This window comes from Ruminococcus sp., from assembly GCF_045129435.1.
GTDB lineage: Bacteria > Bacillota > Clostridia > Oscillospirales > Acutalibacteraceae > Ruminococcoides.
Map to the genome: position 1 here is coordinate 1 of NZ_JBGVJL010000068.1, position 24966 is coordinate 24966.

Here is a 24966-nt window from a genome sequence, read left to right on the forward strand (position 1 = left end):
CCTACATTGTGAGTGTGTGGCTCAATCTTAACGAGGAAACCGCCCTCTTCAAGGTCTTTAACGATTGCATCTCTGCACTCGTATCTGTCCATACCCTGATACTTACCGGCATTTTCGTTCATATGAGCGGTATCGTCCATAACATTGATTACCTCAAGGTTATGTCTTAAACCTACCTCAAAGTCGTTAGGGTCATGTGCAGGAGTAATCTTAACTACACCTGTACCAAAATCCTTTTCAACATATGAGTCGGCAACAACAGGAATTTCTCTGCCTACAAGCGGAAGAATAAGTGTTTTGCCAACAATGTCCTTATATCTTTCATCATCAGGGTTTACTGCAACAGCAGTATCGCCCAAGAGTGTTTCAGGTCTTGTTGTAGCAAGCTCAACATAACCGCTGCCGTCCTTTAAAGGATAGCGGAGATGCCAGAAAAAGCCCTCCTGCTCTGCAAAATCAACCTCAGCGTCTGAAATTGATGTACAGCAATGCGGACACCAGTTAATAATACGCTCACCACGATAGATAAGTCCCTTATTATAAAGCTTTACAAAAACTTCCTTAACAGCCTTTGAACAGCCCTCGTCCATTGTAAAGCGTTCACGCTCCCAGTCACAGCTTGAGCCAAGCTTACGGAACTGACGGGTAATTCTTCCGCCGTACTCCTTTTTCCATTCCCAAGCACGCTCAAGGAAGCCCTCTCTGCCTAAGTCATCCTTAGTAACGCCCTCTTTACGCATAGCCTCAACAATTTTAGCCTCGGTTGCAATAGAAGCGTGGTCTGTACCCGGAAGCCAGAGAGCCGCATAACCCTGCATTCTTCTCCAACGAATAAGAGTATCCTGCAAAGTAAGGTCAAGTGCGTGACCGATATGCAGCTGACCTGTAATGTTTGGCGGCGGCATAACTATTGTATATGGTTTTTTATCTTTGTCAACTTCTGCATGAAAGTAGTTGCCCTTCATCCAGAAATCATAAATTCTGTCCTCAAACTCAGACGGTTTGTAGGATTTAGCAAGCTCCTTTGCCATAATCATATCTCCTTACAATTTATTCGGGCAGATTACCCGACAAATATACCCTTATATTATCGCATTTTGCTTGCAATTTGTCAATTACGCAGAGCTAAAAAATCATAGTAATTAATCATATTCAAAACATTTTGTATTATAAGAATTATGTTGACAGTCAAATTTTGAAATGCTACAATAATTATAGCTTACTTTAACTTCAATGAGGTGTTTTTATGCAATATACAATCGGTGAAATTTCTAAAAAGCTTGATATGCAGCCCTCCACACTCAGATACTATGACAAAGAGGGATTAATGCCAAATGTCAAGCGTACAAACGGCGGTATTCGCATTTTTGATGATTCCGACTACGAGGTGCTGACGCTGATTGAATGTCTTAAAAGAACAGGAATGTCGCTTAAAGATATAAAGGTTTTTATTGACTGGACTCTTGAGGGGGATTCATCAATCGACAAACGACTTGAGCTTATAAGAAAGCAACGAGAGGCGGTGCTTTCTCAGATTGAAAAGCTGAACGAAACTCTCGGCGTTTTGAATTACAAGTGTTGGTACTACGAAACCGCACAAAAGGCTGGCACATGCAAAATTCATGATACCATAAGCAATGAAGATTTACCGGAAGAACTGAGGGCGGCGGTGCAAAAGCTGAAAGGTCAGCAGTAATTTCTGCAAATTCCAACATATTGCACATTCATATACGCAATATGTTGGAAATACTTTACATTCCGCAAATTGACTAAAAACGCAAAAAATGATAAAATATAAATATCATATCAATAATAGGATGTGTCAGAATGAAATGTATAACTAAACGCACCATTCTTGTTTTTTTATCACTTTTTGCAGTAATTATGCTGCTTAGCGGTTGCGGTGATAAAAGCGAAAATGCAGTATTAAAGGGCAAATGGATTCCGATTTCTGCTGTTATCAACGGTGAAAGCATACAATACAGCGAGCTTGAACTTGAAGACGGATATTTTGAGTTTAATTTTAAAGGTGACGGCTCTTGTACCGCAACGCTTGCCGGAGTTGATTATTCAGGCAAATATGTTTTCAGCGGAACAAGCGTTGACGCAACATTAAACGGCAACAGCGAAAAGCTTAGCTACGAAGCCGCAAGACAGACTCTCACCTATTCCTATGACAATAATACATCTTTTACATTTATGAAAGAGCAAAAGTAATTTAATATCATCAAAAAATTTTCCCTGCATATTTTATGTTGACCACAAAATATGCAGGGATTTTTTGGCTCTTTTTCAATAGTTGAGGTAAATTATGGTTTAGTAACAGTCGGGAAATTTTTGTTTGAATTATTACAGACTTTATACTCGGATATAAAAATTTGGTCAACATTTTTAAAGATTGCAGGTGTGGACAGAGTCCACAAATACTTTTAGCTAACGCTAAATTAGGATAGCCAAACAGTAAGCTGTTTGGCGGCTTGAACGAAAGGGCGAAAGCATTATAATTGCGATAGCATCACAAAAAGCCATTCTTCTTTATTATTTATTAATGTAGTATTTCTTTTAAAAGGCCGTCGCCTGTTTTATCAAATATTGCTTTAGCACACAAACAGCAACGCTGTTTGTGCCTTACAAATTGTAATAGACACAGCCTTTCTTGGGCGTTGCCCAAACCCACCAGCCTTTAAAAAGGCTGGACCTAAATTTTATATTATTTATCCGAAACTTTCTGCCAAACCATAATTTATCAATGTTACCCCAACATTTAAAGCAGAACCATTTTTATGCCATAATACTTTTAACCTGTGACTTATACAGTTTTTTCATAAGCACTGCCGAAATTACAGCAGATAGAATTTCAGCTATAGGTACAGAGAGCCAGATAAGCCATTCGCCGATATTTGAATTATTTACAACTAAAGTAAATAACCACGCAAGAGGCAATACAAATAAAAGTTGTCGGCAAACTGACACAATAAGCGACTGTATTCCGCCGTTAATTGCCTGAAACATTCCCTGAAAAGCAATGTTAATTCCTGCAAAAACAAAGCTTGCCGAAACCACCCTCATCGCACCTATACATAACTGCTGTGTTTCACCCGATAAGCCAAAACTGCTTGAAAGAGGATTGGCGATAATTTCTATTACAATAAAACCTGCAAGCATTATTACTGTTGTATATATCGTACCGAATTTTATGCTGTCATCAATTCTCTTTTTACTTTTCATTCCAAAAGCATATGACATTATCGGTGTAATTGCATCTCTGAGTCCAAATGCGGCAAAAAGTATAAACTGCTGTATTTTATAATACAAACCGTAAGCCGTCACCATTGCTTCGCTGACCGTACCCAAAATCAAGTTAAAGCCGTAAGTCATTACCGACATAAGTGCCTGTGCAATAATTGCAGGCAAGCCTATTTTATAAATATTCAGTATCATCTTTGCAGATGGTTTGATATTTTTAATATTATTCGTAATATCCTTATTGAATTTAATATGAAATAAAAAGGCAACAACAAGCGAAATAATCTGACCGATTATTGTGGCATATGCCGCACCCCTTACTCCAAATTCAGGACAGCCAAGCAAGCCGTAAATCATAATAGGGTCAAGAACAATATTTGCAACCGCACCTGAAATCTGAGCAATAGTTGAAAACACCGATTTACCGGTTGCCTGCAATAACTTCTCATAAAGTGAGAAAAACACAAGTCCAAAAGAATACACACAACAAATTCTTAGGTAATCGCAAGCCATCAACAGGACTGTCTGATTTGTCGTTTGCGTACTGATGTACAAATTCACCCCAAATAAACCGAACAATAAAAACACCGCATAAATTACAACAGCAAGAAAAATTCCGTTGCCTGCGGCTTTGTCAGCATTGCTTTTGTTGCCCTCTCCAAGACTTTTAGCAACGATTACATTTACACCGACACCCGTACCGATTCCGATTGCCACAATCAACATTTGAAGAGGAAACGCAAGAGTAAGTGCATTTAATGCAAGTTCTCCGTTATCTTTCATATTAGATACAAATGCACTATCCACAATGTTATAGACCGCCTGCAGTACCATTGAAAGTATCATTGGAATCCCCATTCTCAGCATAAGACTTTTAACAGGAAGAATTTCCATTTTGTCTTTTTCTTTGATTTTTTCCATAAAAACACCCCTATAAAACAAAAAAGTGCTGCACTACTGATTGGAATTACGCAGTAGTGCAACACATCTTTTATTATTATACTATTTTACTTTTGCTGATGTCAAAGGGGATTTTCAACAAATAAACTAAATTATTTGATAAAATAATCAACGACATTGGCTATGATCAGATAGCACGAACACGGATTACACCGTCAATAGCAGCAATAGCAGCAGCATTTTCAGGGTTACCGCCTGCAACATCAATAATTGCATAAGCATAGTCGCCACGGCTCTTTGAAAGCATATTTTCTACATTGCCGTTTACCTCTGAAAGTATCTTTTTAAGAAGTTCAGGAACATTTTTGTGCATTACGCAGAAACGAACATTCTCTGTATTTGCTCTTGCAAGTGAAAGTGCAGGATAGTTTACAGAGTTAATGATGTTACCGTTTTCGAGGTACTCTTTAAGCTCATCACAAGCCATAACAGCACAGTTGTCTTCACTCTCCGGAGTAGAAGCACCAAGGTGCGGAAGGCAAATGATGTTTTCTTCGCCGATAATATCGTCTGTTGCAAAGTCTGTTACATACTTAGCAACCTTGCCGCTCTTAACAGCCTCAAGAACAGCTGTTGAATTAACAAGACCGTCACGGCTGAAGTTGAGAATGCGAACGCCGTCCTTCATCTTAGCAATCATATCAGCGTCAACCATATCTCTTGTGTCCGGTGTAAGCGGAACATGAATTGTAAGGTAATCACAATTTACCATTACATCTTCACCGCTCTTCATAAGCTTAACAGCCGGGTCAAGCTTCAAAGCGTTTGTTACAGACATAAATGGATCAAAGCCGATTACATTCATACCAAGTGCAACAGCACAGTTAGCAACGAGAATACCGATAGCACCCAGACCAATAACGCCGAGAGTTTTACCCTTGATTTCAGGGCCAACAAACTGGCTCTTGCCCTTTTCTACCATTTTACCTACTGCGTCACCGTTGCCCTTAAGAGTCTTTGCCCAGTCAGCACCCTCCATTACTCTTCTTGAAGAAAGCAAAAGACCTGCAATAACAAGCTCCTTAACAGCGTTTGCATTAGCACCCGGAGTATTGAAAACTACAATACCTTTTTCAGAGCAAACATCTTTAGGAATGTTGTTTGTGCCTGCACCTGCTCTTGCAATAGCAAGGAGGTTATCGGCAAACTGCATATCGTGCATTGCGGCACTTCTTACGAGAACTGCGTCAGGATTTTGAACATCGTCACCGTAAGCGTAGTTGTCGCCAAGGCGGCTTGTGCCGACAGCAGCAATTTTATTGAGAGTAAGTATATTAAACATTGTATTCATCCTCTTTAATTTATTAGAGCAGAATTACTTGTTTTCTGCCTCGAATTTTTTCATAAAGTCAACAAGAGCAACTACACCCTCATATGGCATAGCGTTGTAGATAGAAGCTCTCATACCGCCAACTGTACGGTGACCCTTGATATTAACAAGACCTGACTCGGTAGCCTCTTTAACAAACTTAGCGTCAAGGTCAGCATTGCCTGTAACAAACGGAACATTCATAAGTGAACGATCCTCAGGAACAACTGTACCCTTGAAAAGCTCTGAATTGTCAAGGAAATCATAGAGAAGCTTAGCCTTTTTCTCGTTAAGCTCTTTCATCTTGTCAAGACCGCCAACCTCGTTCTTAATCCACTCAAGAACAAGCTTTGCAATGTAAATTGTGTAGCAAGGTGGTGTGTTGAAAAGTGAATCAGCGTCAGCGTGAGTCTTGTAGTTGAGCATTGTTGGGCAAATATCCATAGCATTGCCGATAAGATCCTCACGAACAATAGCGATTGTAAGACCTGCAGGAGCCATATTCTTCTGAGCACCGGCAAAGAGTGCACCGAACTTTGTTACATCAATAGGCTCTGAAAGAATACAAGAAGAAATATCTGCAATAAGCGGAATATCGCCTGTATCAGGAAGCTGATGATAAACAGTACCGTAAATAGTATTGTTCATACAAATATATACATAGTCAGCGTCCTCTCTGAACATTGACTTATCTGTCTTAGGAATATAAGAGAAAGTTTTATCCTCTGATGAAGCAACAGCCTTGGCATCACCATAACGAGCAGCCTCTTTGTAAGCCTTTTTAGCCCACTGACCTGTGATTATGTAGTCTGCCTTGTTGTTCTTGTTCATAAAGTTGAGTGCTACCATAGCAAACTGGGTAGAACCGCCGCCCTGAAGGAACATAACCTTGTAGTTATCAGGAATATTCATAATCTCACGGAGTAAAGCCTCAGCGTCCTTAATGATCTTGTCATAGGTTTTGCTGCGGTGTGACATTTCCATTACGCTCTGTCCGCTGCCCTGATAATCAAGCATTTCATCTGCTGCTGTCTTTAATACTGCCTCCGGAAGCATTGAAGGACCGGCAGAAAAGTTATATACTCTTGCCATATTAAAAATCTCCCTTGAAATATTATTTATAGTTTTAAACTAATACTGACTATTAAATTATACCGCCAACTTTTAGTAAAGTCAACAATATTTGGTATTTTAAGAATAAAAACAACAATTTATTGTATTATTTCTTAATTTCTCCTATGCAGCCGATAATTTCATCACGCATACGCACAGCTTCATTATATGCAGCCTTAGCAAAATCGTTCTCGGTAAGGCCCTGTTTTTTCCATGCACACATAATGCCACGGCTTGAGTTGATAATAGCACCAAGACCGTTTTTGTCAAATGCGTTCTTAACATCATTTGCACCGCCACCCTGAGCACCGTAGCCCGGTACGAGGAAGAATGTGTGTGGGCATTTTTCTCTCATTTCAGCAAGCTGTTCAGGATATGTAGCACCAACTACAGCACCTATGCCTGAGTAACCATACTTACCCTCAAGCTCTGTACCCCAGTCCTCACACATTTTGCCCATCTGCTCATAAACGGTTGTGCCGTTTTCAAGCTTTTTGTCCTGCAATTCGCCTGAGCTTGGATTTGAAGTTTTAACAAGTACAAAAATACCCTTGTCACCACTCTTGCAAATATTAACAAGAGGTTTAATTCCGTCTGTGCCAAGGTAGCCGTTTACTGTGAGTGCGTCTGCACCAAAAGCCTCTACCTCTTCGCCTGCAACTGCTGTTGAGCCAAGGTGAGCGGCAGCGTAAGCCTCCATTGTTGTACCAATGTCATTACGCTTACCGTCTGTAATTACAAACATACCCTTTGACTTTGCATATGCAATGGTATCTGCAAGAGCCTTTACACCCTGCCAGCCGTACATTTCATAATAAGCAGCCTGTGGCTTAATTGCCGGAACTACCTCATAAAGAGCGTCAATAAGTGCCTTGTTGAATTCAAATAATGCAGCAGCCGCACCCTCAAGAGTTTTGCCGTACTTTGCAAAACATTCCTCCTTGATGTACTCAGGTACATAGTCAAGCTTTGGGTCAAGACCTGCAACTGTAGGGTTCTGCATTTCTACGATTTTGTCTATAAGTCTGTCAAATGCCATTTTTTACTCTCCTTTAATTTCAGTAATAACGCTTACGATATCACTTTTATCTTTATTTTCAATCTTAACAAACGGAGATGGATTTAATCTCATTATATGCTACATCAGCTGTTGATAATGTCAAAAAGCTCGTGAGCAAAGTTTGTATAATCTTTTCTGTCATCTTTAACAAATGAAATAGCAGGACGAGGATGAGTGTTGTACTGACCTGTGAGCATATAAGGAACATCGTAGCCCCACTTAACTCCTGATTCTCTGAACTGCTGTGTATATTCAAGCATCTTGAGAATTGGGTCAACCTTGTACTTAGGATTTTTAAGGAAGCCTAAGAGAAGCTCGAGAGCACAGTTACCTGCACCTCTGCCCATACCGTCAACAGTAGCGTCAAGATAGCTTACGCCCTGAGTCATAGCCTCAATAGTATTTGCAAAAGCGAGCTGCTGGTTGTTGTGTGCGTGAATGCCAACTGCCTTGCCGTATTTCTCGCCGTATGTGCAGTATAATTCGGCAAGCTTTCTTGCCTCCTCAGGGTACAAAGCACCATAGCTGTCAACAATGTAGAAAGCATTTACAGGGCTTTTGCCGAGAATATCAAGAGCTGTGATAATATCCTCTGTTCTTGCCTTTGAAACAGCCATAATATTAATAGTAGTTTCATAGCCTTTCTTTGCACAATCCTCAATCATCTCTACTGCTGCCGGAATTGTGTTGATATATGTGGCAATTCTTACGAGGTCAACAGGGCTTTCATTCTTTGGATGAATATCGTTCTTAAAATCTGTTCTGCCAACATCTGCCATTACGGCAACCTTTAAATCTGTGTTGTTCTCGCCGACAACCTCTCTGATGTCATCATCGTTACAGAATTTCCACTTACCGAAATCTTTTTCATTAAAAAGCTCTTTAGAAGCCTTATAACCAAACTCCATATAGTCAACGCCGGCCTTAACATTTGCCTTATATAAAGCCTTTACGAATTCGTCCGGAAACTCAAAATTATTGCAAAGTCCACCGTCACGAATTGTAGCATCTACAACTCTAATGTCTTCTCTTACTGATAACAAATCACCTTTTTGTGCCATTTTACTGATTCTCCTTTAATCTATGAGCGACAAATTTTATTTATCTTCAAATACGGTTTTACCGCCCAAAATTGTATATTTTACCTTTCCACAGAGTGTTTTTCCCTTGAAAGGAGTATTTTTGCTTTTGCCATGAAGCTTGTTTACATCTACTGTCCATTCCTCGTTCAAATCAACAAGTGCAAGGTCTGCCACAGCACCGGTCTTGATATGACCTGCGTTTATGCCAAGTATCTCGGCAGGATTTGTACTCATCTTTTCTACAAGCTCAGAAATGGTGAGCAAGCCCGTTTTTACAAGATATGTGTAAGACACCGCAAAAGAGGTTTCCATACCGATTGAGCCATTTGGTGCTTTCACAAAATCAGCCTTTTCTTCCGGTGTGTGCGGTGCGTGGTCGGTTGCTATAGCATCAAGTGTGCCGTCTTTAAGACCGCTTATAATCTCAACAACATCTTCGTGTGTACGAAGCGGCGGATTCATTCTGAAATCAGCGTCTTTTGCAAGCAATTCCTTTTCTGTCATTGAAAAATAATGCGGTGCGGTTTCGGCCGTTACCTTTACACCTCTTCTTTTTGCATCTCTTACAAGTGCAACACTTGTTTTTGTGCTGACATGACAAATGTGTATCGGCACACCAAGAGCCGCTGCAAGTGCTATTTCTCTGGCAGTACCGCAATCCTCTGCTGCGGCAGGAATACCCTTTATGTCAAGCTTTTCGCTTACTTCTCCCTCGTTTATCTTGCCACCGTCTGCAAGGAAAAGATCCTCACAATGTGCAACAACCGTCACGCCAAGCCGTGGTGCTTTTTTCATTGCATCACTCAAAAACTTTGTATTCTCAACAGGTCTGCCATCATCTGAAAGTGCAATCGCACCTGCTGATTTAAGTTCGTCAAGGTCAGTAGGCTCAAGACTTTTAAGTCCCTTTGTAATGCTCGCAGCTACATAAACATTGGCATCGGCATTCTTTGCCTTGTCAAGAATATATTTTACAGTTTCGGCATTATCTGTAGTCGGAATTGTGTTTGGCATTGCAAGCAAGCTTGTTACACCGCCTGCCGCTGCTGCCTTACAGCCTGTAATAATGTCCTCTTTTTGAGTTTGACCGGGATCACGAAGATGTACATGCATATCAACAAGACCCGGAATAAGTGTTAGTCCCTCAGCATCAATTACCTTGCCGTCTGATGTAATATTTTCTGCAATCTCTGCAATTTTTCCGTCCTTGATAAGTACATCCGCCACATTATCAAGCTCGTCTGCCGGTGAAACTATGTGTGCATTTTTTATTAATAAAGTTTCTATTTTAATCACCTCTGATTACTTTCTTCTGTTTGTGTTATTCTGCTGTGGTCTTCTGCTTGGAGATTTGTGCGTCGACTGATTGGTTCTCGACTGCGGCTTACGCTGTGACTGTGGTCTTGGCGGTGTGGCACTGTGCACCTTTACAAGTCCGTTCTTATCACGCCTCTGTGCAGTCTGCTGTCTTCTTAAACGCTCTTTTTCTCTGCGTTCCATTTCAGCCTTTTTACGCTTTTTAGCAGCGTGTTTACGCTTAATAAGTCTTGAAACATTTGTGCAGAAATATCCGCAATGTACAAAGAAGTTCTTGATTTCTGCTCCTGCCTTTGATGCTGTTTCAATAAAGCTGTCAAGCTTTTCATCTTTATCATCGGCAGTTTCAACCTCAATGGCTTTCTTTTCTTCCTCGGTAAGCACATCGTAATCTACCGCATTTTTAAGATCTGAGCTGTCAACATCTATGATTCCGACAATTCTTCTCGGTTTTTCCTCAAAGAAATCATATCCCTCGTCAAAATCATCGGCAGTATTTCTCTCAGCCTCTTTTCTGAGTTTTTCTTCGTCCTCTTGCGGTTCTTCTTCCTCGTCCTCAGCCTCTTCAATCGACTCTTCAATCTCATCTATAGGCTCGTTGCCCTCAGGAATTGCCACTCCCTCAGAGGCAGCCTCGTAAGCTTCATCGTCATTGTTGCTGATTTCATCGGTTTCTTCTTCGTCTTCTCCGTCAGTTTCTGTTCCGATTACTTCTGCTGTTTCAGGGTCTTCAATGGTTGTAACTACTTCGGTTTCCTCAGCTTCATCATTCTCATCGGTTTCAACCGATTCTGTTTCCGTTTCATCGGTTTCTGTAGCTTCAACCTCTGTGCTTTCTGCATCTTCCGAAATTTCTTCGGCATTTTCTGATTCATCAACTGCTACAGTATCAACTACCTCTTCGGTCTGTAAATCCTCCTGCTCCTCTTGAAGTTCTTCGGCAACCACTTCTTCAGGCTCAAGCTTTTCAGCCTTAGTTTCGATTATCTCAACATTTTTGCCCTCGTTAGTAAGTCTTTCCTTGCTCTCATTTACAATAGCGTCAATCTCAGCGTCAGAAACCGTTGGCTTTTCGTAAATCTTAACCTTTACCTCTTCCTCTTCGATGTCTGTGTAGTCATCAAACGGATCGTCATTTTCTATTTCTTTTGAGCTAATTATTTCTTCATCGGAATTTGTCAATTCGTCATAAGCTTTATAAATACTCATAATGTCCTCAGGCTTGCTCTGTCTTACAGGCTTTTTATCTGACTTGTATTTATCGGTAAGCTCTTTAAGAATCTTTTCGTTCTTTGTCTTTTTGTTCTTTTTCTTAGATTTTTTGCCTGCAACCATAATGATGATAAACAAAACAATAACCAAAGCAATAATGCCTATGTAAACATACTTTGTAAAATCTCCCTCAGGAGCTGCCTTGGAATTAAATGTTACTGTAGAAATGATTGACTTTAATGTCTGATAATCGGCAGATGTAACATCACCGCCGTTATGCTGAATTGTAACATTAATGCTCATACCGTCATATACAGTATTTGCCTGAAATGCTTTTATACTGTCACTGCCACTTTTTACATTAAGGTCAAACATAAGCCATACAATATCCTGAGCCTGGTCAGGAGTACAGCTGATATATTCGCCCTGAGAAATAAAGCTATCCCTGACTTCATAAAGCTTTTCTTCTGAAAGCTGCTTGTAGTTTTTTATGCCCTCGCTGTCGCCGTTGCGTGTCATTGTAACGGTAACTGTAGTTGTAGCCTGATTATCCATAGCCTGCATAAAAATATCGCTGCTCTTGAAATCCTCCATAGTCTTGTCATAGTCAAGACCGAAAACCGAAAAATATTTATCGGTTTTTTCACTGTCCCTTGTAATGCCAAGCATATTATCCGGCAGTTGAATCGTCATATTGTCAAGCTTTTCAATCTGTATTTTTGAGCCGGCAGCATTGCAGACCAAAGCTGTGCAGGCAACAAGTGCCATACAAACAAATGTGGTAAAAATTCTTTTTATATTTTTAGTTTTCATACTAAAAACCTCCGAAAACAGAATATTCTGTCAATAAGTCCATATACATCATTTATTATACATAATATATGTAAAAATTACAAGGGCAAGGAGAGCATTTACGCTGATTTTTTTCAAATTTAAAGCACTAAAGCGTTTCATATTTCCGGTAAAGCAAAAAGACAAGCAACAGCACCGCCGTCACTTGTCTTTATGATAAAATTTCTAATGTTTCGTTTTAAAAAAACTATTACTCAACAGTAACAGATTTTGCAAGGTTTCTTGGCTTATCAGGATCGTTACCCTTATTTACTGCTGTGTAATAAGCAAGGATCTGAAGCGGAACAACCGCAGAAATCGGCATAAGAAGCTCATCTGTCTGTGGAATTTTGATTACATAATCTGCAATGCCATCCTCAAGAGTTCTTGCACAAGCCTCTGAGCAAACGAGAATATTCATTGCACCTCTTGACTTAACCTCAACAATATTGCTGATGGTTTTTGCAATAAGGTCGCTCTGAGTAGCAACAGAAATTACAGGCATACCGTCCTCAATAAGAGAAATTGTACCATGCTTTAATTCACCTGCCGCATAGCTCTCTGAGTGAATGTAGGATACTTCCTTGAGTTTGAGTGAGCCCTCCATTGAAAGTGCATAGTCAAGACCTCTGCCAATGTAAAGCAAGCTGTCTGTTGTGATAAGCTTTGTAGCTACAAACTTGCACTGCTCCTCAGTAGTTTCAATAACATACTTAACAGCCTCAGGCATTTTAAGAAGTGCAGACACAAGTCTTTTGCACTCTGCTTCGCTTACGGTTTCCTTTGCAAGAGCAAGCTCAAAAGCAAAGAGATACATAACTGAAAGCTGTGTGATGTAGGCCTTTGTTGAAGCAACAGAAATTTCAGGACCTGCAAGAGTGTAAATAAGCATATCTGCCTCTCGTGCAATGGAACTGCCCTTTGCATTAACAATAGCGAGTGTAGTAGCACCCTTTTGCTTTGCAAGACGCATAGCTGCAAGGCTGTCGGCGGTTTCACCGGACTGTGAAATAATAATTACAAGGTCGCCCTCGCCAACGATAGGATTTCTGTATCTGAATTCAGAAGCAATGTCAACAGTAACCGGTACTCTTGCAATGCTCTCAATAATATATTTTCCTACAAGACCAGCGTGCATAGCAGTACCGCAGGCAACAACTGAAATAGACTTAAACTCTCTTAATTTTTCAAGTGTAATGCCACATTCCTCAAGGCAAGGAAGTCCATCTCTTACTCTCGGAGCAACAGTTGTTCTGATTGCCTCAGGCTGTTCGTTGATTTCCTTAATCATAAAGTGTGGATAACCGCCCTTTTCGGCAGCCTCCATATCCCAGTCAGCAACCTTTAATTCTTTTTCAATCGGATCTAAATGCTCGTCAACAAATGAAACACCGTCAGCAGAAAGTGTAGCAATTTCATCGTGATCAAGAAGATAATAGTTCTTTGTATATTTTAGAATTGCAGGAACATCAGAAGCAATAAAGCTTTCGCCCTCTGCCACACCAACAATAAGTGGGCTCTCTCTTCTTACAGCAAAAATTCTGTCCGGAAAATCCTTGAACATAATGCCAAGTGCAAATGAGCCTTTAAGCTCAGCCATTACGCTGTCAATAGTTTCAAGAGGATTGCCGTTGTATTTGTAGTCAAGAAGCTGAGCTACAACCTCAGTATCTGTGTCACTGAGGAAAGTTCTGCCCTTTGATGTAAGGAATTCCTTTAATTCAATGTAATTTTCAATAATACCGTTATGAACGATAGTAACTCTCGCACCGCTGTGTGGGTGTGAGTTTACATCTGACGGTTCACCGTGAGTTGCCCATCTTGTATGGCCAATACCAACATGACCCTCAGGCTTACCCTCTGCTTCCATTTTATCAACAAGGTTTTTAAGCTTGCCCTTTGTTTTTACTGTTTCAATACCGTTTTTGCCAAAAACAGCTATACCTGCTGAATCATAACCTCTATATTCAAGCTTTGTAAGTGCACTTACAAGCACATCGCTGCAATCTTTAGGGCCAACATATCCAACAATACCACACATATGTATTCTCTCCTTTGCTGATGAATTATCTATCAGTTTGTCTTATGGTTAAAAGTAGGTACAAGATCTGCAAGAAGCTCTACTGTCTTTTCACTGTCATTATGATTTGCTACCTTTTTAAGCTCATCAAGCTTTTTAAGCAATTCTTCTGAATTAATATTTATCTGATTGCCGATAAATATTTTTTCATTGGCAGTAGATTTAAGTCCCTCTTCGTCCATCAAAAGCTCTTCAAAAAGTTTTTCGCCGGGTCTTAAGCCGGTAAAAACAATCGGAACATCTTTGTAAGGAATCTTGCCGTACATTCGGATGAGATTTTCGGCAAGAGTAGTAATTTTTACAGGAGCACCCATATCAAGTACAAAAATCTCGCCGCCATGAGCCATTGCACCTGCCTCAAGTACAAGTGAAACAGCTTCAGGAATAGTCATAAAATATCTGATAATGTCAGGGTGAGTAACGGTTACAGGTGAACCACTCTCAATCTGACGCTTAAACAGCGGAATAACTGAGCCGTTTGAGCCAAGAACATTGCCAAAACGGGTAGTTACAAATTCGGTATGAGTGCTGTGCTGAGCCTTGTGCTGAATAATCATTTCGCAGGCTCTTTTTGTTGCACCCATTACATTTGTAGGATTTACAGCCTTATCGGTTGAAATCATTACAAACTTGTCGGCACCGTATTTTTCTGCAAGTGTTGCTACATTATATGTGCCGAAAATATTATTTTTAACTGCCTCCTCAGGCACAGTTTCCATAAGCGGAACATGCTTGTGGGCAGCAGCGTGAAATACAAGCTGAGGACGATATGTTTTGAATATCAATTCCATTTTGTCGTAATCACGAACAGATGAAATCAATGTAACAAGATTAAGCTTTGAGCCGTACTCAAGCACAAGCTCCTGCTGAATATCATAAGCATTATTTTCATATATATCAACAATAATTACCTGCTTTGGTGAGTACTTGGCAATCTGTCTTACAAGCTCGCTGCCGATAGAACCACCGCCACCTGTAACCATACAGATTTTGCCGGTAACTAATTCTTTGATTTCCTTTTTATCAAATTCAATCGGTTTTCTGCCGAGTAAATCCGCAATCTTAATTTCCTTTGCCTGAGAAATAAGCTCTGTGTGCTTATCATCAAACAGAAGCTCGCTAAGATAAGGAATCACCTTGATTTTGCACTCGGTTTCCGAACAATAATCAAGAATTTTACGCTTTTCCTCTTCTTCACAAGACGGAACGGCAACGATAATATTGGTAATTTTATTATCGACGCAAATCTTAGGAATTTCTCTGCACACTCCTAATACAGGTACACCGTTAATGCTTCTGTTAAGCTTTGTTTCGTCATCGTCAACAAAGCCTACTGCCATAAGGTTACGGGCAGGACTGTTTTCATCATAGCTTGCATTCTGAATTTCAGTCAGAATCATTCTGCCTGCATTACCGGCACCAACAATAAGCGTACGTTCGCAATTTTCTGTTCTGCCAACCTCTGTAAGGTCAAGAAAGGTGCGTTTAAACAATAATCTAAACAAAAGTACACCGCCTGTTGCCACAACAGCGTAAAGTACAACAAACAGCGGTGACTGCTGTATCTGCAAAATTGACATAATAACATAGCTTAACGCAAATCCCGCTGCCATTGCCAAACCGCAAACCAGATAATCCTTTACATTAAAATATCTCCACAGTCTTTTATATGCACCCGCACCAAACATAAGAATTATACACAAAGCAAGATTTACTACTATAGTATAAAGAAGACCCCTGCTTGCCTCAGAAATTTGCGGAAAAACAAGCGATAATCCGTAATTCAACACAATTCCGCTAACTACAATAATAAATACATCAGCCAACGCAAGGATAACCTTGCGATAATTAAATTTTCTCATTTTTTTAATTGTCCCCTGCAAATCTTTACTATTGTATAAAATTTAATATAAACATATCTACGAAATTAAAAATATTATACAAATTTAATACACAATATTATACATCAAAATTCACTTTTTGTCAAATTGCAAAGCAATGCACTTTTCTTATTTACATAGATAATATATATGTTTTTTCACCAGATTTGACAAATACTAAAATTAGATATAATATAATTTTATAAACAATATAACATTATTCTTAAAAAAGGACATTTTTATAAAAAAGCAAAAATTAAATTACCTTTTATTATTTTTTCAGCTTTATCTGCTCTGGTAATCGGAGAATTAATACGCAGCAATCTGTTTTTAACAACTGCCGAATACAATCTAAAAGCCGCTAATCTTAACGACAATCTAAAAATTGTCTTTATCTCAGACCTGCACAATAAAGAATACGGTGAAAATAATAAAGAGCTTGTTCAAAAAATTTCCGAGCAAAATCCTGACTTCATCGCAGTAGGCGGTGATATGGTAACTCGTACATTCGTTAATGACGATAATATGAAAAACATTCTCACCAAGCTTTCCGAAATTGCACCGGTTTATTGCTGTCTTGGCAACCATGAAAGAGATATTGCCGACAAAATTGACTTCAAAGCAGATATAACCGCCTGTGGTGCTACTTTACTTGATAACGAATCTACATTTTTCACGACTAAGAACGGTCAAAAAGTTCTTATTGGCGGTTTGTCCGACTATCCGTATTACGATTTTAACGCTCCGGACTATGACACACCCGAGGCTCATTTTTGGGAACAATTTAAAGAACAATCCGGCAATTACTACTCAATTCTTTTGCATCATCAGCCCGAATACATCACAGATATGGTTGCAGAGTCAAATGTTGAGCTTGTCTTATGCGGCCATACCCATGGAGGACTTGTGCGCATTCCTTTTGTAGGCGGAGTAATTGCACCAAATCAAGGTCTTTTTCCTCAATATGATAAAGGAGAATTTGACTTTGACAACTCCGCTATGATAATTTCAGGCGGACTCGGGGTTTCAAACCCTGTTCCAAGATTTAATAATCAACCCGAAATTTGCGTAATAAATATAACCAAGGGCAATTCCTAATCGGAACTGCCCTTTTGCTTTAACCTAAAACCTTTTTAGCTGTATCTACACTTTCCTTTGCATCTCTGCAATAGTAGTCAGCACCGATTTTCATTGCGTACTCCTCGGTAAGAACAGCACCGCCAACAAAAATCACGCACTTACTGCTGCCGTCAGGATTTTGTAACTCCTTGGTTTCTCGTACAAGCTTAATTGTATCTTCCATACTTTTCAGTGTGGTAGTCATAAGTGCCGACAAGCCAATCATCTTAATATCCTGCTCAATCGCTGTATCAACCACAAGCTGTGGGTCAACATCTTTGCCGAGGTCAACAACAGTATAACCGTAGTTGTCAAGCAATACCTTAACAATATTTTTACCGATATCGTGAATGTCGCCCTTTACGGTTGCAACAATAATTTTACCCTTGCTTACGGTTTCGCCGCTTGTCTTTGAAATATGTTTTTTAATAACATCAAAGCAAGCCTGAGCTGCATTTGCACTTTGAATAAGCTGCGGCAAAAAGATTTTATTCTTTTCAAAGCCGTCGCCCACATTGTCAAGAGCCGGAATAAGCATTTCGTTTACAATCTTCATGGCATCTCCGGTTTCGGCAAGCATTTTTTCTGTGAGCAACGCACCCTCTTTTTTAAGTCCGTTGAATACCGCTGTCATAATATCCATATCGGCTGCCGCATTGCCGTTTGTGGGAGCAGTCGGGGCAGCGTCATTGTATGCGGCGATAAAGTCCATTGAGTTTTTATCAATACCGTCAAGCACACGATATGCACGAACAGCACCGGTAATTGAATCAATATTAGGATTGATAATCGGCAGGTCAAGTCCCTCTTCAAGTGCCATAGTAAGGAATGTTCTTGTAACGAGGTCACGATTAGGAAGTCCAAATGAAATATTAGATACACCAAGACAGGTCTTGCAGCCAAGCTCAGTTTTTACTCTGTGTAAGGCATTAAGAGTCTGACGGCAGGCTGACTGCTCGGCTGAAACTGTCATTGTAAGGCAGTCAATGAAAATATCTCTCCTGTCAATGCCGATAGCCTCTGCCCTCTCAACAATTCTCTTGGCAATCTCAAATCTGCCCTCTGCTGTCTTTGGAATACCGTCCTCGTCGAGTGTAAGACCAACCACACAGGCACCGTATTTTTTAACAAGAGGCAAAACTGTACTAAGGCTCTTTTCTTCACCGTTTACTGAGTTTACAATAGGTCTGCCGTTGTAGGCACGAAGTCCTGCCTCAAGCACATCAGGCTTTGTAGAGTCAATCTGAAGCGGTGCATCACAAACACTCTGAATAGCTTTAAGCACACGCACCATCATCTGTTTTTCGTCAATTTCAGGGTGACCGACATTTACATCAAGAATTTCTGCACCGGCACCGGTCTGACTTAACGCCTGAGTAAGAATGTAGTCGATATTGTTATCCACAAGTGCCTGCTTAAAAAGCTTTTTACCGGTAGGGTTAATTCTCTCGCCGATAATTCTGGGGTGATTAACTTCTACCACTGAGCTTGCACTGCATACAACAGTATCAACGCTACGCTCTGATGGCTGATATTTTTTATCTGCAAGAGCCTCTTTTAGAGCCTTGATATAATCAGGATTAGTACCGCAGCAACCGCCAAGCACCTTTACGCCATACTTTAATAATGAAAGAGAGGCCTTTGCAAAGTCCTCCGGCATAACATCATATTCATTGGTGTTAGGGTCAGGCAAGCCTGCATTTGGCTTAATTACAATCGGAAGATTTGTGTATTTTGAAATCTCGCTTACAATCGGCTCAAGCTCATCAGGTCCAAGCGAACAGTTCACACCGAGTGCGTCAACACCGAGGTGCTCCATTGTTACGGCAAAAGCAGACGGCAATGTGCCTGTAAAAGTACGCATATTGCGTTCAAATGTCATGGTGGTAAATATAGGCTTGTCGCTGTTTTCCTTTGCTGCAAGCACAGCAGCTTTAAGCTCATATAAATCCGTCATAGTTTCAAAAACTATAACATCTGCATCTTTGCCTGCAAGAATAAGCTGTTTGTAGTATTCATACGCTTTTTCAAAAGTAAGTGAACCGGCAGGCTCAAGCAGTTGACCGATAGAACCTATGTCGAGAGCAACAAGTGCCCTGTCGCCTACCGCATTTTTAGCAATGCTGACACCTGCACCTACAATTTCTTCAACACTGTAGCCACAGCCCTCAAGCTTATACGCATTCGCACCAAAAGTGTTGGCATATACAACATCAGCACCGGCATCTACATAAGCCTTGTGAAAAGACGCAATAAGCTCCGGATGTGTAATGTTGAGTGTTTCCGGCACTTCGTCATAATGAACGCCGCTTTTCTGAATCATAGTGCCTGTTGCACCGTCAAGTATAATAAATTCCTTTTCCTTTAATAATTCTCTAAACCCCACAATGAAGCCCCTTTCTTCTGAATTTACAGGTTTCTCTCATATTACAGATAGCACAGCCACGCTTTTTTCTCTCAATCGGATTTTTAGAAAGTCCCATTACCGCAGTAACCGACTTAGCGGGCGTAAGCAAAAAATTTTCATTGGTGCAAAGACCGATTTTCTTAGGTGCGTCAAGCATCTGAATAATAGTCTTTTGAAGTTCTATAGGATAGTCGCCGTAACCGGGACTGAATCTGAATGTCATATTGTAGTCGCTGTATTTTTCAGCCATAAGCTTGTCAAAGCTACTGCAAACCTGCTCAACGGCAACGCTTGCAAGGCTGTCCATAACCACAGCACGAGCCATATCTGAAATCTGAGAAATTCTGATAAGCTTGTCAACCTCAGCACCAATAGTGGCACACATAACAATTGCCTTTTCACAGCCGTCAAGATGAGCTTTTATATCGTTTCCGCCCATAATAGCGTCGCAAGGCAAATCCTTTTCTATATATAAGTATTTTGGCGTAGCTTTTTCAAGCACAGCCTTTTCACACTCGTTCATCAGTACATCCATTCGGTAGTTAAGCTGAATACCTGCACCGCCAAGATAGCGCACTGCCTCACCCCTGTTTAGCTTTTCTAATTTTATCATAATAAAACCCCTATACATCAATGCGGCGATTACAGTTTTGCTTAAAACAGCAATTCCGACCACATTGCTAAACATTATTGTAACACACAACCGTAAATAAAACAATACAGGTAATTATTTTTTAATTAATCTTAAAAGCCACAAAAACGGCTGTTTTACTTAAAAAGTTGCATTTTTTATTAAAGTATGTTATGATTAAAATGTATAAATATGTACCGAAAGGAATTATTACACTATGAATACATTCAGAATAAAAAAAACATTGTGCCTTATTGCGGCACTTGCACTTATCCCTGCCTTTGCAGTCGGTTGTTCAAATGACAAAAGCGAGTCTGAAAGCTCAGCACCGCAGGCAACCACAACAGCCGTTGCAACAAGTGACGAGGCTAAGGTTGGCAAGCCTGCCGTATCTGCACTTGAAGATATGGGCATTGTGCCTGCAACCGTTGGCATCAATCCTTCAATCAACTATGACAGCAATCCTGTAGGATTTCAGCTTGACGCACCAAAAGACGGTGACACTATCGCAATTATGCACACCTCAAAAGGTGACATTAAACTTCGCCTTTTTGCAGACCAAGCACCAAAAACCGTTACAAACTTTATTAACCTTGCCAAAGAGGGCAAATATGACAACACAATTTTCCACCGTGTAATCAATGATTTTATGATTCAGGGCGGTGACTACGAAAACGCTGACGGCACAGGCGGCACAAGCTCCTACGGCGAAAGCTTTGAGGACGAATTTTGCGACAAGCTCTTCAATATCAGAGGTGCGGTTTCAATGGCAAACAGCGGCCCTGACACAAACGGAAGTCATTTCTTCATCAACCAAACCACACCACAGGCTTACAAAAACAACGGCGGTTTCTCTGCCTATGAAAGTCAATGGGAAAACATCAAGGCTCAGCTTCAGAACTACAAGGACAGTGAGCTTTTCTCTGCTTTTGTTCAGCAGTACGGCACATTCTGCTACAACACAGAGGTTGTAAGCGATGAAATCAAAAAGCTTTATGATGACAACGGCGGCAATCCTTATCTTGACGGTGCTTACAATGCGGTTGACAGAGGTCACACAGTATTTGCACAGGTAATTGAGGGTATGGATGTAGTAGATGCCATTGCCGCAGTAAATGTTGACTCATCTACAAACAAGCCGACAGAGGACATTACAGTTTCTTCTGTAGAAATTACAACCTATTCAGCACAGTAAGAGGTTAATTATGAACGGAAAGCCTATAATTGCAATAATGTATGATTTTGATAAAACTCTTTGTACAAAAGATATGCAGGGATATGGCTTTATTCCGAGTCTTGGCATAACCGAGGACGAGTTCTGGAGCTATACCAACGAAATCGGCAAAAAAGAGCATATGGACTCAATTCTTGCATATATGTATGCAATGGTGAAATTTTCTAAGGATAAAAAAATTCCTCTGCTCAGGCAAAAGCTTGTGGAAACAGGCAAAAAGGTTGAGCTTTTTGAGGGCGTGACAGATTGGTTTGCACGAATCAACAGCTTTGGTGAAAAGCAGGGTGTTTGCGTTGAACATTATGTTATTTCCTCCGGTCTGAAAGAAATCATTGAGGGCACTCAGATTGCAAACGAGTTCAAGAGCATTTTCGCCTGCGAGTTTCTTTATGACGAAAACGGCAACGGCGTGTGGCCCAAAACCGATGTTAATTATACCAACAAAACCCAGTTTGTATATCGCATAAACAAAGGTGTGCTTGATGTTGCCAATGACAATGACCTAAACAAATCAATGCCCGACGACAGCAAGCGTATTCCGTTCTGCAATATGATTTACATAGGCGACGGACTTTCTGATGTGCCATGTATGAAGATGATGAAAGCCTACGGTGGTTACTCCATTGCGGTGTATCAGAAAAAGGATTCAAAGGTGGAGGATCTGCTCAGGAGAGGCAGAGTTGACTATATCTACCCTGCCGATTACAGCGAGAACAGCGGACTTGACGCAACAGTAAAGAACATTATAAGTAAAATGTCAATCAGCGAAACCCTCTACAGAGAATACTCAAAACAAAAGCACGAGATTAATACTTGATTTTCGGACAATTTCAAGCATAGGCTCCGTAATCAATGTTGGAGTAATATTAATAAATTATGTTTTTTATTACGAGAAGATAGTTTGCAAAATGATAATTTTCTTCTTCCCGACAATAACTTAGTAACAGTCGGGAGTTAAAAGTTTTGAAATCGCCTACACTTTCTGCTCGGACAAAGAAATTTAGGTCGAGCCTTTTTAAAGGCTCGTGGGTTTGGGCAACGCCCAAGAAAAGCTGTTTCCATTGCAATTTGTAAGGCACAAACAGCAACGCTGTTTGTGTGCTAAAGCAAAGTTTGACAAAACAGGCGACAGCCTCTTAATAAGAAATGATTTATAAAAAAATAAAAAGAATATCATTTCTGTTTTTGTTGCTATCGCAATTATAAAGCTTTCACTATTGTGTTCAAGCCGCCAAACAGCAAGCTGTTTGGCTATCAAAGCCTTGCGTTAGTTTAAAGTATTGTGGGCTTTGCCCACACCCACAACCTTTGAAAAAGGTTGACCAAATTTTTATTTTCGAGTATAAAGTCTGTGCTGATTCAAAGAAAATTTCCCGACCGTTGCTAAACCATAATTCCCCAACTACCGAAAAAGAACCAAATCACAAAAGTTTCACCCCGACAGTTAGCTGTCGGGGTGTTGTTATTTGTATTGAATATAATTAATTATACAACAAAGATGCAAGAAAAACAATACTTCATACTGTTCCTCTTGCATCTTTTAATGACAATTTTTTATTTAATTAAAGCAAACTTATAAACCATTGGTCCCCTAAACTCATCAAAATCTGTTTTTTCCTCTTGCAACCATTCCAACAATGTAGAAGGCTTATAACCGTAAAACGTACAGTTAGGGTTAATGTATCCATTAGTAATCATATTGTCGTTATAAAAAGCTGCTGGTCCTATAGTCATTGTAGGATTATAAACATAAACTTTTTTAAGAGAAGTATTTTTAAAACTGGAATCTTCTATAACCTCAACATTTTTTCCAAGGATTATTTTTGATAAACCAGTACCCATAAAAGCACCAGAACCTATCTTTCTAACACTATCAGGAATTTTTACATAAGTTAAATTTTCACAACCCGATACAACATCATCAGAAATTTTGGTAATCGTATTAGGGAATTTAATTTGTTTTAAATTACTATCACCATAGAAACATCTCTCATGTAGTGTAACATTGTCAGATAAGAAAACATATTGTAAACCTAAATTTGATTTAAAGCTATCTCTGCCAACATCATAGCCAGACGGAATGAAAGCTGAATTTAATACAAGACCATAATAATCAGAAAAATAAAATTTACTATTGGTAGCAAAAGAAAATCCCAATGCATCTTTTTCGTACACTTCGCTGCTACCTAAACATGTACCCTGGACAGAAGAAAAAGCAGATTCAATGCCATTTACAGTAACACCACCATCTGTTTTAGATGGAAACACAACATCTTTATTTTTAAGATCGTATGTACCAATAACCCTTAAACCGCTATCCCATCTATTTTTTACTGCAACATAATGATAGAGCCAAGTAGAATCTCTAAAATAAATTCCATCCCCCATTTTCATGACACTTTCATCATTTTTAATTAAATAGCATCCCTTCATAGCTGCCAATACATCTGATGTCAAGTATTTTGAGTATGCTTTTCTATATTTTGCATCATTATCTTTAACTTCCTGAGTAATAGCTTCCGCTTTTCCGCCTGAGAGGTAGTTCTGAATATAAGTAACATCATTAACCGAAATCTGACCGTCATTATTAAAATCAGCAGACAAAAAGTTAGATATATTAAAATCAGCAATATCATCTGCAAGGTACTGCTGAACATAGGTAGCGTCATTAACATCTACCACACCGTTTAAATTTACATCGCCAACTTCCTGCTTTCTCTTTATATACTCATCAATAAAGGCATTAAGGTCTGAAAAATCAACCTTTCCGTCACCGTTTAAATCCGCAGCCTGTGCAAATACAGAGTCGGTACAGTCCGGCTTATATTGTTCATTAAGATAATCATTAAGAGCGGCAATATCTTCAACATTTACTTTTCCGTCAAAATTCACATCGCCGAGCATATGGCTTTCAAGCTCATTTGCATTTGCAGTAAGCATTGCCGAGCCGGTTGCAAGCATAGATACCGCAAGAGCAACACAACACATCTTTTTTATCTTCATAAATCTATACCTCTCATCTATAAAATTTGTAATAATTATAGAATATTTGTGAATTTTTGTCAATGCAAAATTATGATTTTTATTACGAAAAAACAGTTTGCAAAAGTAATTTTCTTCTTCCCAACAATGACTTAGTAACAGTCGGGAGTTAAAAGTTTTGAAATTGTCTACGCTTTCTACTCGAACATAAAAATTGGGTCAACCTTTTTTAAGGTTGCAGGTGTGGACAGAGTCCACAAAGCTTTTAGCTAACGCAAAATTATGATAGCCAAACAGCTTGCTGTTTGGCGGCTTGAACACAAAGGCGAAAGCTTTATAACTGCGACAGCAACACAAAAAGCCATTATTATTTACGGTTCTGTTTTTAATATTGGAGTAACATTGATAAATTATGGTTTGTAACGGTCGGGAAATTTTTGCTTGAATTATTGCGGACTTTATACTCGAAAATAAAAATTTGGTCAACCTTTTTCAAAGGTTGT

Annotated in this window: 18 protein-coding genes; 5 read left to right on the plus strand and 13 right to left on the minus strand. The window is 39.7% G+C overall.

The features are described from left to right. On the minus strand, positions 1-1031 hold a 1031-nt coding region (locus ACJMMI_RS03345), incomplete at its 3' end, for a class I tRNA ligase family protein (RefSeq protein ID WP_405353545.1). 215 nt (positions 1032-1246) lie between these two features. Between ACJMMI_RS03345 and ACJMMI_RS03350 the strand changes: the two genes are divergently transcribed. Both ACJMMI_RS03350 and ACJMMI_RS03355 read left to right on the plus strand, forming a co-directional pair. After that, entirely contained in the window at positions 1247-1696 is a 450-nt protein-coding gene (locus ACJMMI_RS03350; protein ID WP_405353548.1) for a MerR family transcriptional regulator, read from the plus strand. Positions 1697-1827: 131 nt separating this feature from the next. Further along, positions 1828-2217, plus strand: a complete 390-nt coding sequence (locus ACJMMI_RS03355) for a hypothetical protein (RefSeq protein ID WP_405353551.1) — start codon at positions 1828-1830, stop codon at positions 2215-2217. A gap of 564 nt (positions 2218-2781) precedes the next feature. Here the strand turns inward: ACJMMI_RS03355 and ACJMMI_RS03360 are convergent. The 9 genes from ACJMMI_RS03360 to ACJMMI_RS03400 form a co-directional block, all read right to left on the minus strand. After that, entirely contained in the window at positions 2782-4167 is a 1386-nt protein-coding gene (locus ACJMMI_RS03360) for an MATE family efflux transporter (protein ID WP_405353554.1), read from the minus strand. 166 nt (positions 4168-4333) lie between these two features. After that, positions 4334-5488 carry a 3-phosphoglycerate dehydrogenase family protein gene (locus ACJMMI_RS03365; protein ID WP_405353557.1) on the minus strand — a complete coding sequence of 385 codons (1155 nt, stop codon included), beginning with the start codon at positions 5486-5488 and terminating at the stop codon, positions 4334-4336. Between the two features lie 33 nt (positions 5489-5521). Further along, a complete protein-coding gene (serC, locus tag ACJMMI_RS03370) occupies positions 5522-6607 on the minus strand; it encodes a 3-phosphoserine/phosphohydroxythreonine transaminase (protein ID WP_405353559.1) in 1086 nt (361 codons plus the stop codon). Between the two features lie 127 nt (positions 6608-6734). Beyond that, positions 6735-7667: an orotidine-5'-phosphate decarboxylase gene (gene pyrF, locus ACJMMI_RS03375; protein WP_405353561.1), complete on the minus strand. Its 933-nt coding sequence runs from the start codon at positions 7665-7667 to the stop codon at positions 6735-6737. 104 nt (positions 7668-7771) lie between these two features. Continuing rightward, on the minus strand, positions 7772-8749 hold the full coding sequence (locus ACJMMI_RS03380) for an aldolase catalytic domain-containing protein (protein ID WP_405353564.1): 978 nt from the start codon (positions 8747-8749) through the stop codon (positions 7772-7774). A 36-nt stretch (positions 8750-8785) separates the two neighbouring features. Beyond that, positions 8786-10057 (minus strand): dihydroorotase, encoded by a 1272-nt coding sequence (locus ACJMMI_RS03385; RefSeq protein WP_405353589.1) that lies wholly within the window; start codon positions 10055-10057, stop codon positions 8786-8788. Positions 10058-10072: 15 nt separating this feature from the next. Continuing rightward, positions 10073-12112, minus strand: a complete 2040-nt coding sequence (locus ACJMMI_RS03390; protein WP_405353566.1) for a hypothetical protein — start codon at positions 12110-12112, stop codon at positions 10073-10075. A 229-nt stretch (positions 12113-12341) separates the two neighbouring features. Further along, entirely contained in the window at positions 12342-14171 is a 1830-nt protein-coding gene (glmS, locus tag ACJMMI_RS03395; protein WP_405353569.1) for a glutamine--fructose-6-phosphate transaminase (isomerizing), read from the minus strand. A 32-nt stretch (positions 14172-14203) separates the two neighbouring features. After that, positions 14204-16072, minus strand: a complete 1869-nt coding sequence (locus ACJMMI_RS03400) for a polysaccharide biosynthesis protein (protein WP_405353572.1) — start codon at positions 16070-16072, stop codon at positions 14204-14206. A 402-nt stretch (positions 16073-16474) separates the two neighbouring features. Here ACJMMI_RS03400 and ACJMMI_RS03405 point away from each other — a divergent pair, with 402 nt between their 5' ends. Beyond that, the gene (locus tag ACJMMI_RS03405; RefSeq protein ID WP_405353592.1) at positions 16475-17188 is read left to right on the plus strand and encodes a metallophosphoesterase; all 714 of its coding nucleotides are present in this window, start codon (positions 16475-16477) and stop codon (positions 17186-17188) included. Positions 17189-17207: 19 nt separating this feature from the next. Here ACJMMI_RS03405 and ACJMMI_RS03410 read toward each other — a convergent pair whose 3' ends face one another. Next, positions 17208-19595: a homocysteine S-methyltransferase family protein gene (locus tag ACJMMI_RS03410; RefSeq protein ID WP_405353575.1), complete on the minus strand. Its 2388-nt coding sequence runs from the start codon at positions 19593-19595 to the stop codon at positions 17208-17210. Next, on the minus strand, positions 19585-20229 hold the full coding sequence (locus ACJMMI_RS03415; protein WP_405353577.1) for a methionine synthase: 645 nt from the start codon (positions 20227-20229) through the stop codon (positions 19585-19587). The genes ACJMMI_RS03410 and ACJMMI_RS03415 overlap by 11 nt, the downstream gene beginning before the upstream one ends. Positions 20230-20464: 235 nt before the next feature. Here ACJMMI_RS03415 and ACJMMI_RS03420 point away from each other — a divergent pair, with 235 nt between their 5' ends. After that, a complete protein-coding gene (locus ACJMMI_RS03420) occupies positions 20465-21442 on the plus strand; it encodes a peptidylprolyl isomerase (RefSeq protein ID WP_405353580.1) in 978 nt (325 codons plus the stop codon). 10 nt (positions 21443-21452) lie between these two features. Continuing rightward, positions 21453-22298 (plus strand): haloacid dehalogenase-like hydrolase, encoded by an 846-nt coding sequence (locus tag ACJMMI_RS03425; protein WP_405353583.1) that lies wholly within the window; start codon positions 21453-21455, stop codon positions 22296-22298. A gap of 737 nt (positions 22299-23035) precedes the next feature. Here ACJMMI_RS03425 and ACJMMI_RS03430 read toward each other — a convergent pair. After that, positions 23036-24484, minus strand: a complete 1449-nt coding sequence (locus ACJMMI_RS03430; protein ID WP_405353586.1) for a leucine-rich repeat protein — start codon at positions 24482-24484, stop codon at positions 23036-23038. Positions 24485-24966: the final 482 nt, after the last annotated feature.

Coding starts and splice junctions, on each gene's coding strand:
- ACJMMI_RS03350 (WP_405353548.1), top strand. CDS start 1,247: ATGCAATATACAATCGGTGAAATTTCTAAAAAGCTTGATATGCAGCCC.
- ACJMMI_RS03355 (WP_405353551.1), top strand. CDS start 1,828: ATGAAATGTATAACTAAACGCACCATTCTTGTTTTTTTATCACTTTTT.
- ACJMMI_RS03360 (WP_405353554.1), bottom strand. CDS start 4,167: ATGGAAAAAATCAAAGAAAAAGACAAAATGGAAATTCTTCCTGTTAAA.
- ACJMMI_RS03365 (WP_405353557.1), bottom strand. CDS start 5,488: ATGTTTAATATACTTACTCTCAATAAAATTGCTGCTGTCGGCACAAGC.
- serC (WP_405353559.1), bottom strand. CDS start 6,607: ATGGCAAGAGTATATAACTTTTCTGCCGGTCCTTCAATGCTTCCGGAG.
- pyrF (WP_405353561.1), bottom strand. CDS start 7,667: ATGGCATTTGACAGACTTATAGACAAAATCGTAGAAATGCAGAACCCT.
- ACJMMI_RS03380 (WP_405353564.1), bottom strand. CDS start 8,749: ATGGCACAAAAAGGTGATTTGTTATCAGTAAGAGAAGACATTAGAGTT.
- ACJMMI_RS03390 (WP_405353566.1), bottom strand. CDS start 12,112: ATGAAAACTAAAAATATAAAAAGAATTTTTACCACATTTGTTTGTATG.
- glmS (WP_405353569.1), bottom strand. CDS start 14,171: ATGTGTGGTATTGTTGGATATGTTGGCCCTAAAGATTGCAGCGATGTG.
- ACJMMI_RS03400 (WP_405353572.1), bottom strand. CDS start 16,072: ATGAGAAAATTTAATTATCGCAAGGTTATCCTTGCGTTGGCTGATGTA.
- ACJMMI_RS03415 (WP_405353577.1), bottom strand. CDS start 20,229: ATGATAAAATTAGAAAAGCTAAACAGGGGTGAGGCAGTGCGCTATCTT.
- ACJMMI_RS03420 (WP_405353580.1), top strand. CDS start 20,465: ATGAATACATTCAGAATAAAAAAAACATTGTGCCTTATTGCGGCACTT.
- ACJMMI_RS03425 (WP_405353583.1), top strand. CDS start 21,453: ATGAACGGAAAGCCTATAATTGCAATAATGTATGATTTTGATAAAACT.
- ACJMMI_RS03430 (WP_405353586.1), bottom strand. CDS start 24,484: ATGAAGATAAAAAAGATGTGTTGTGTTGCTCTTGCGGTATCTATGCTT.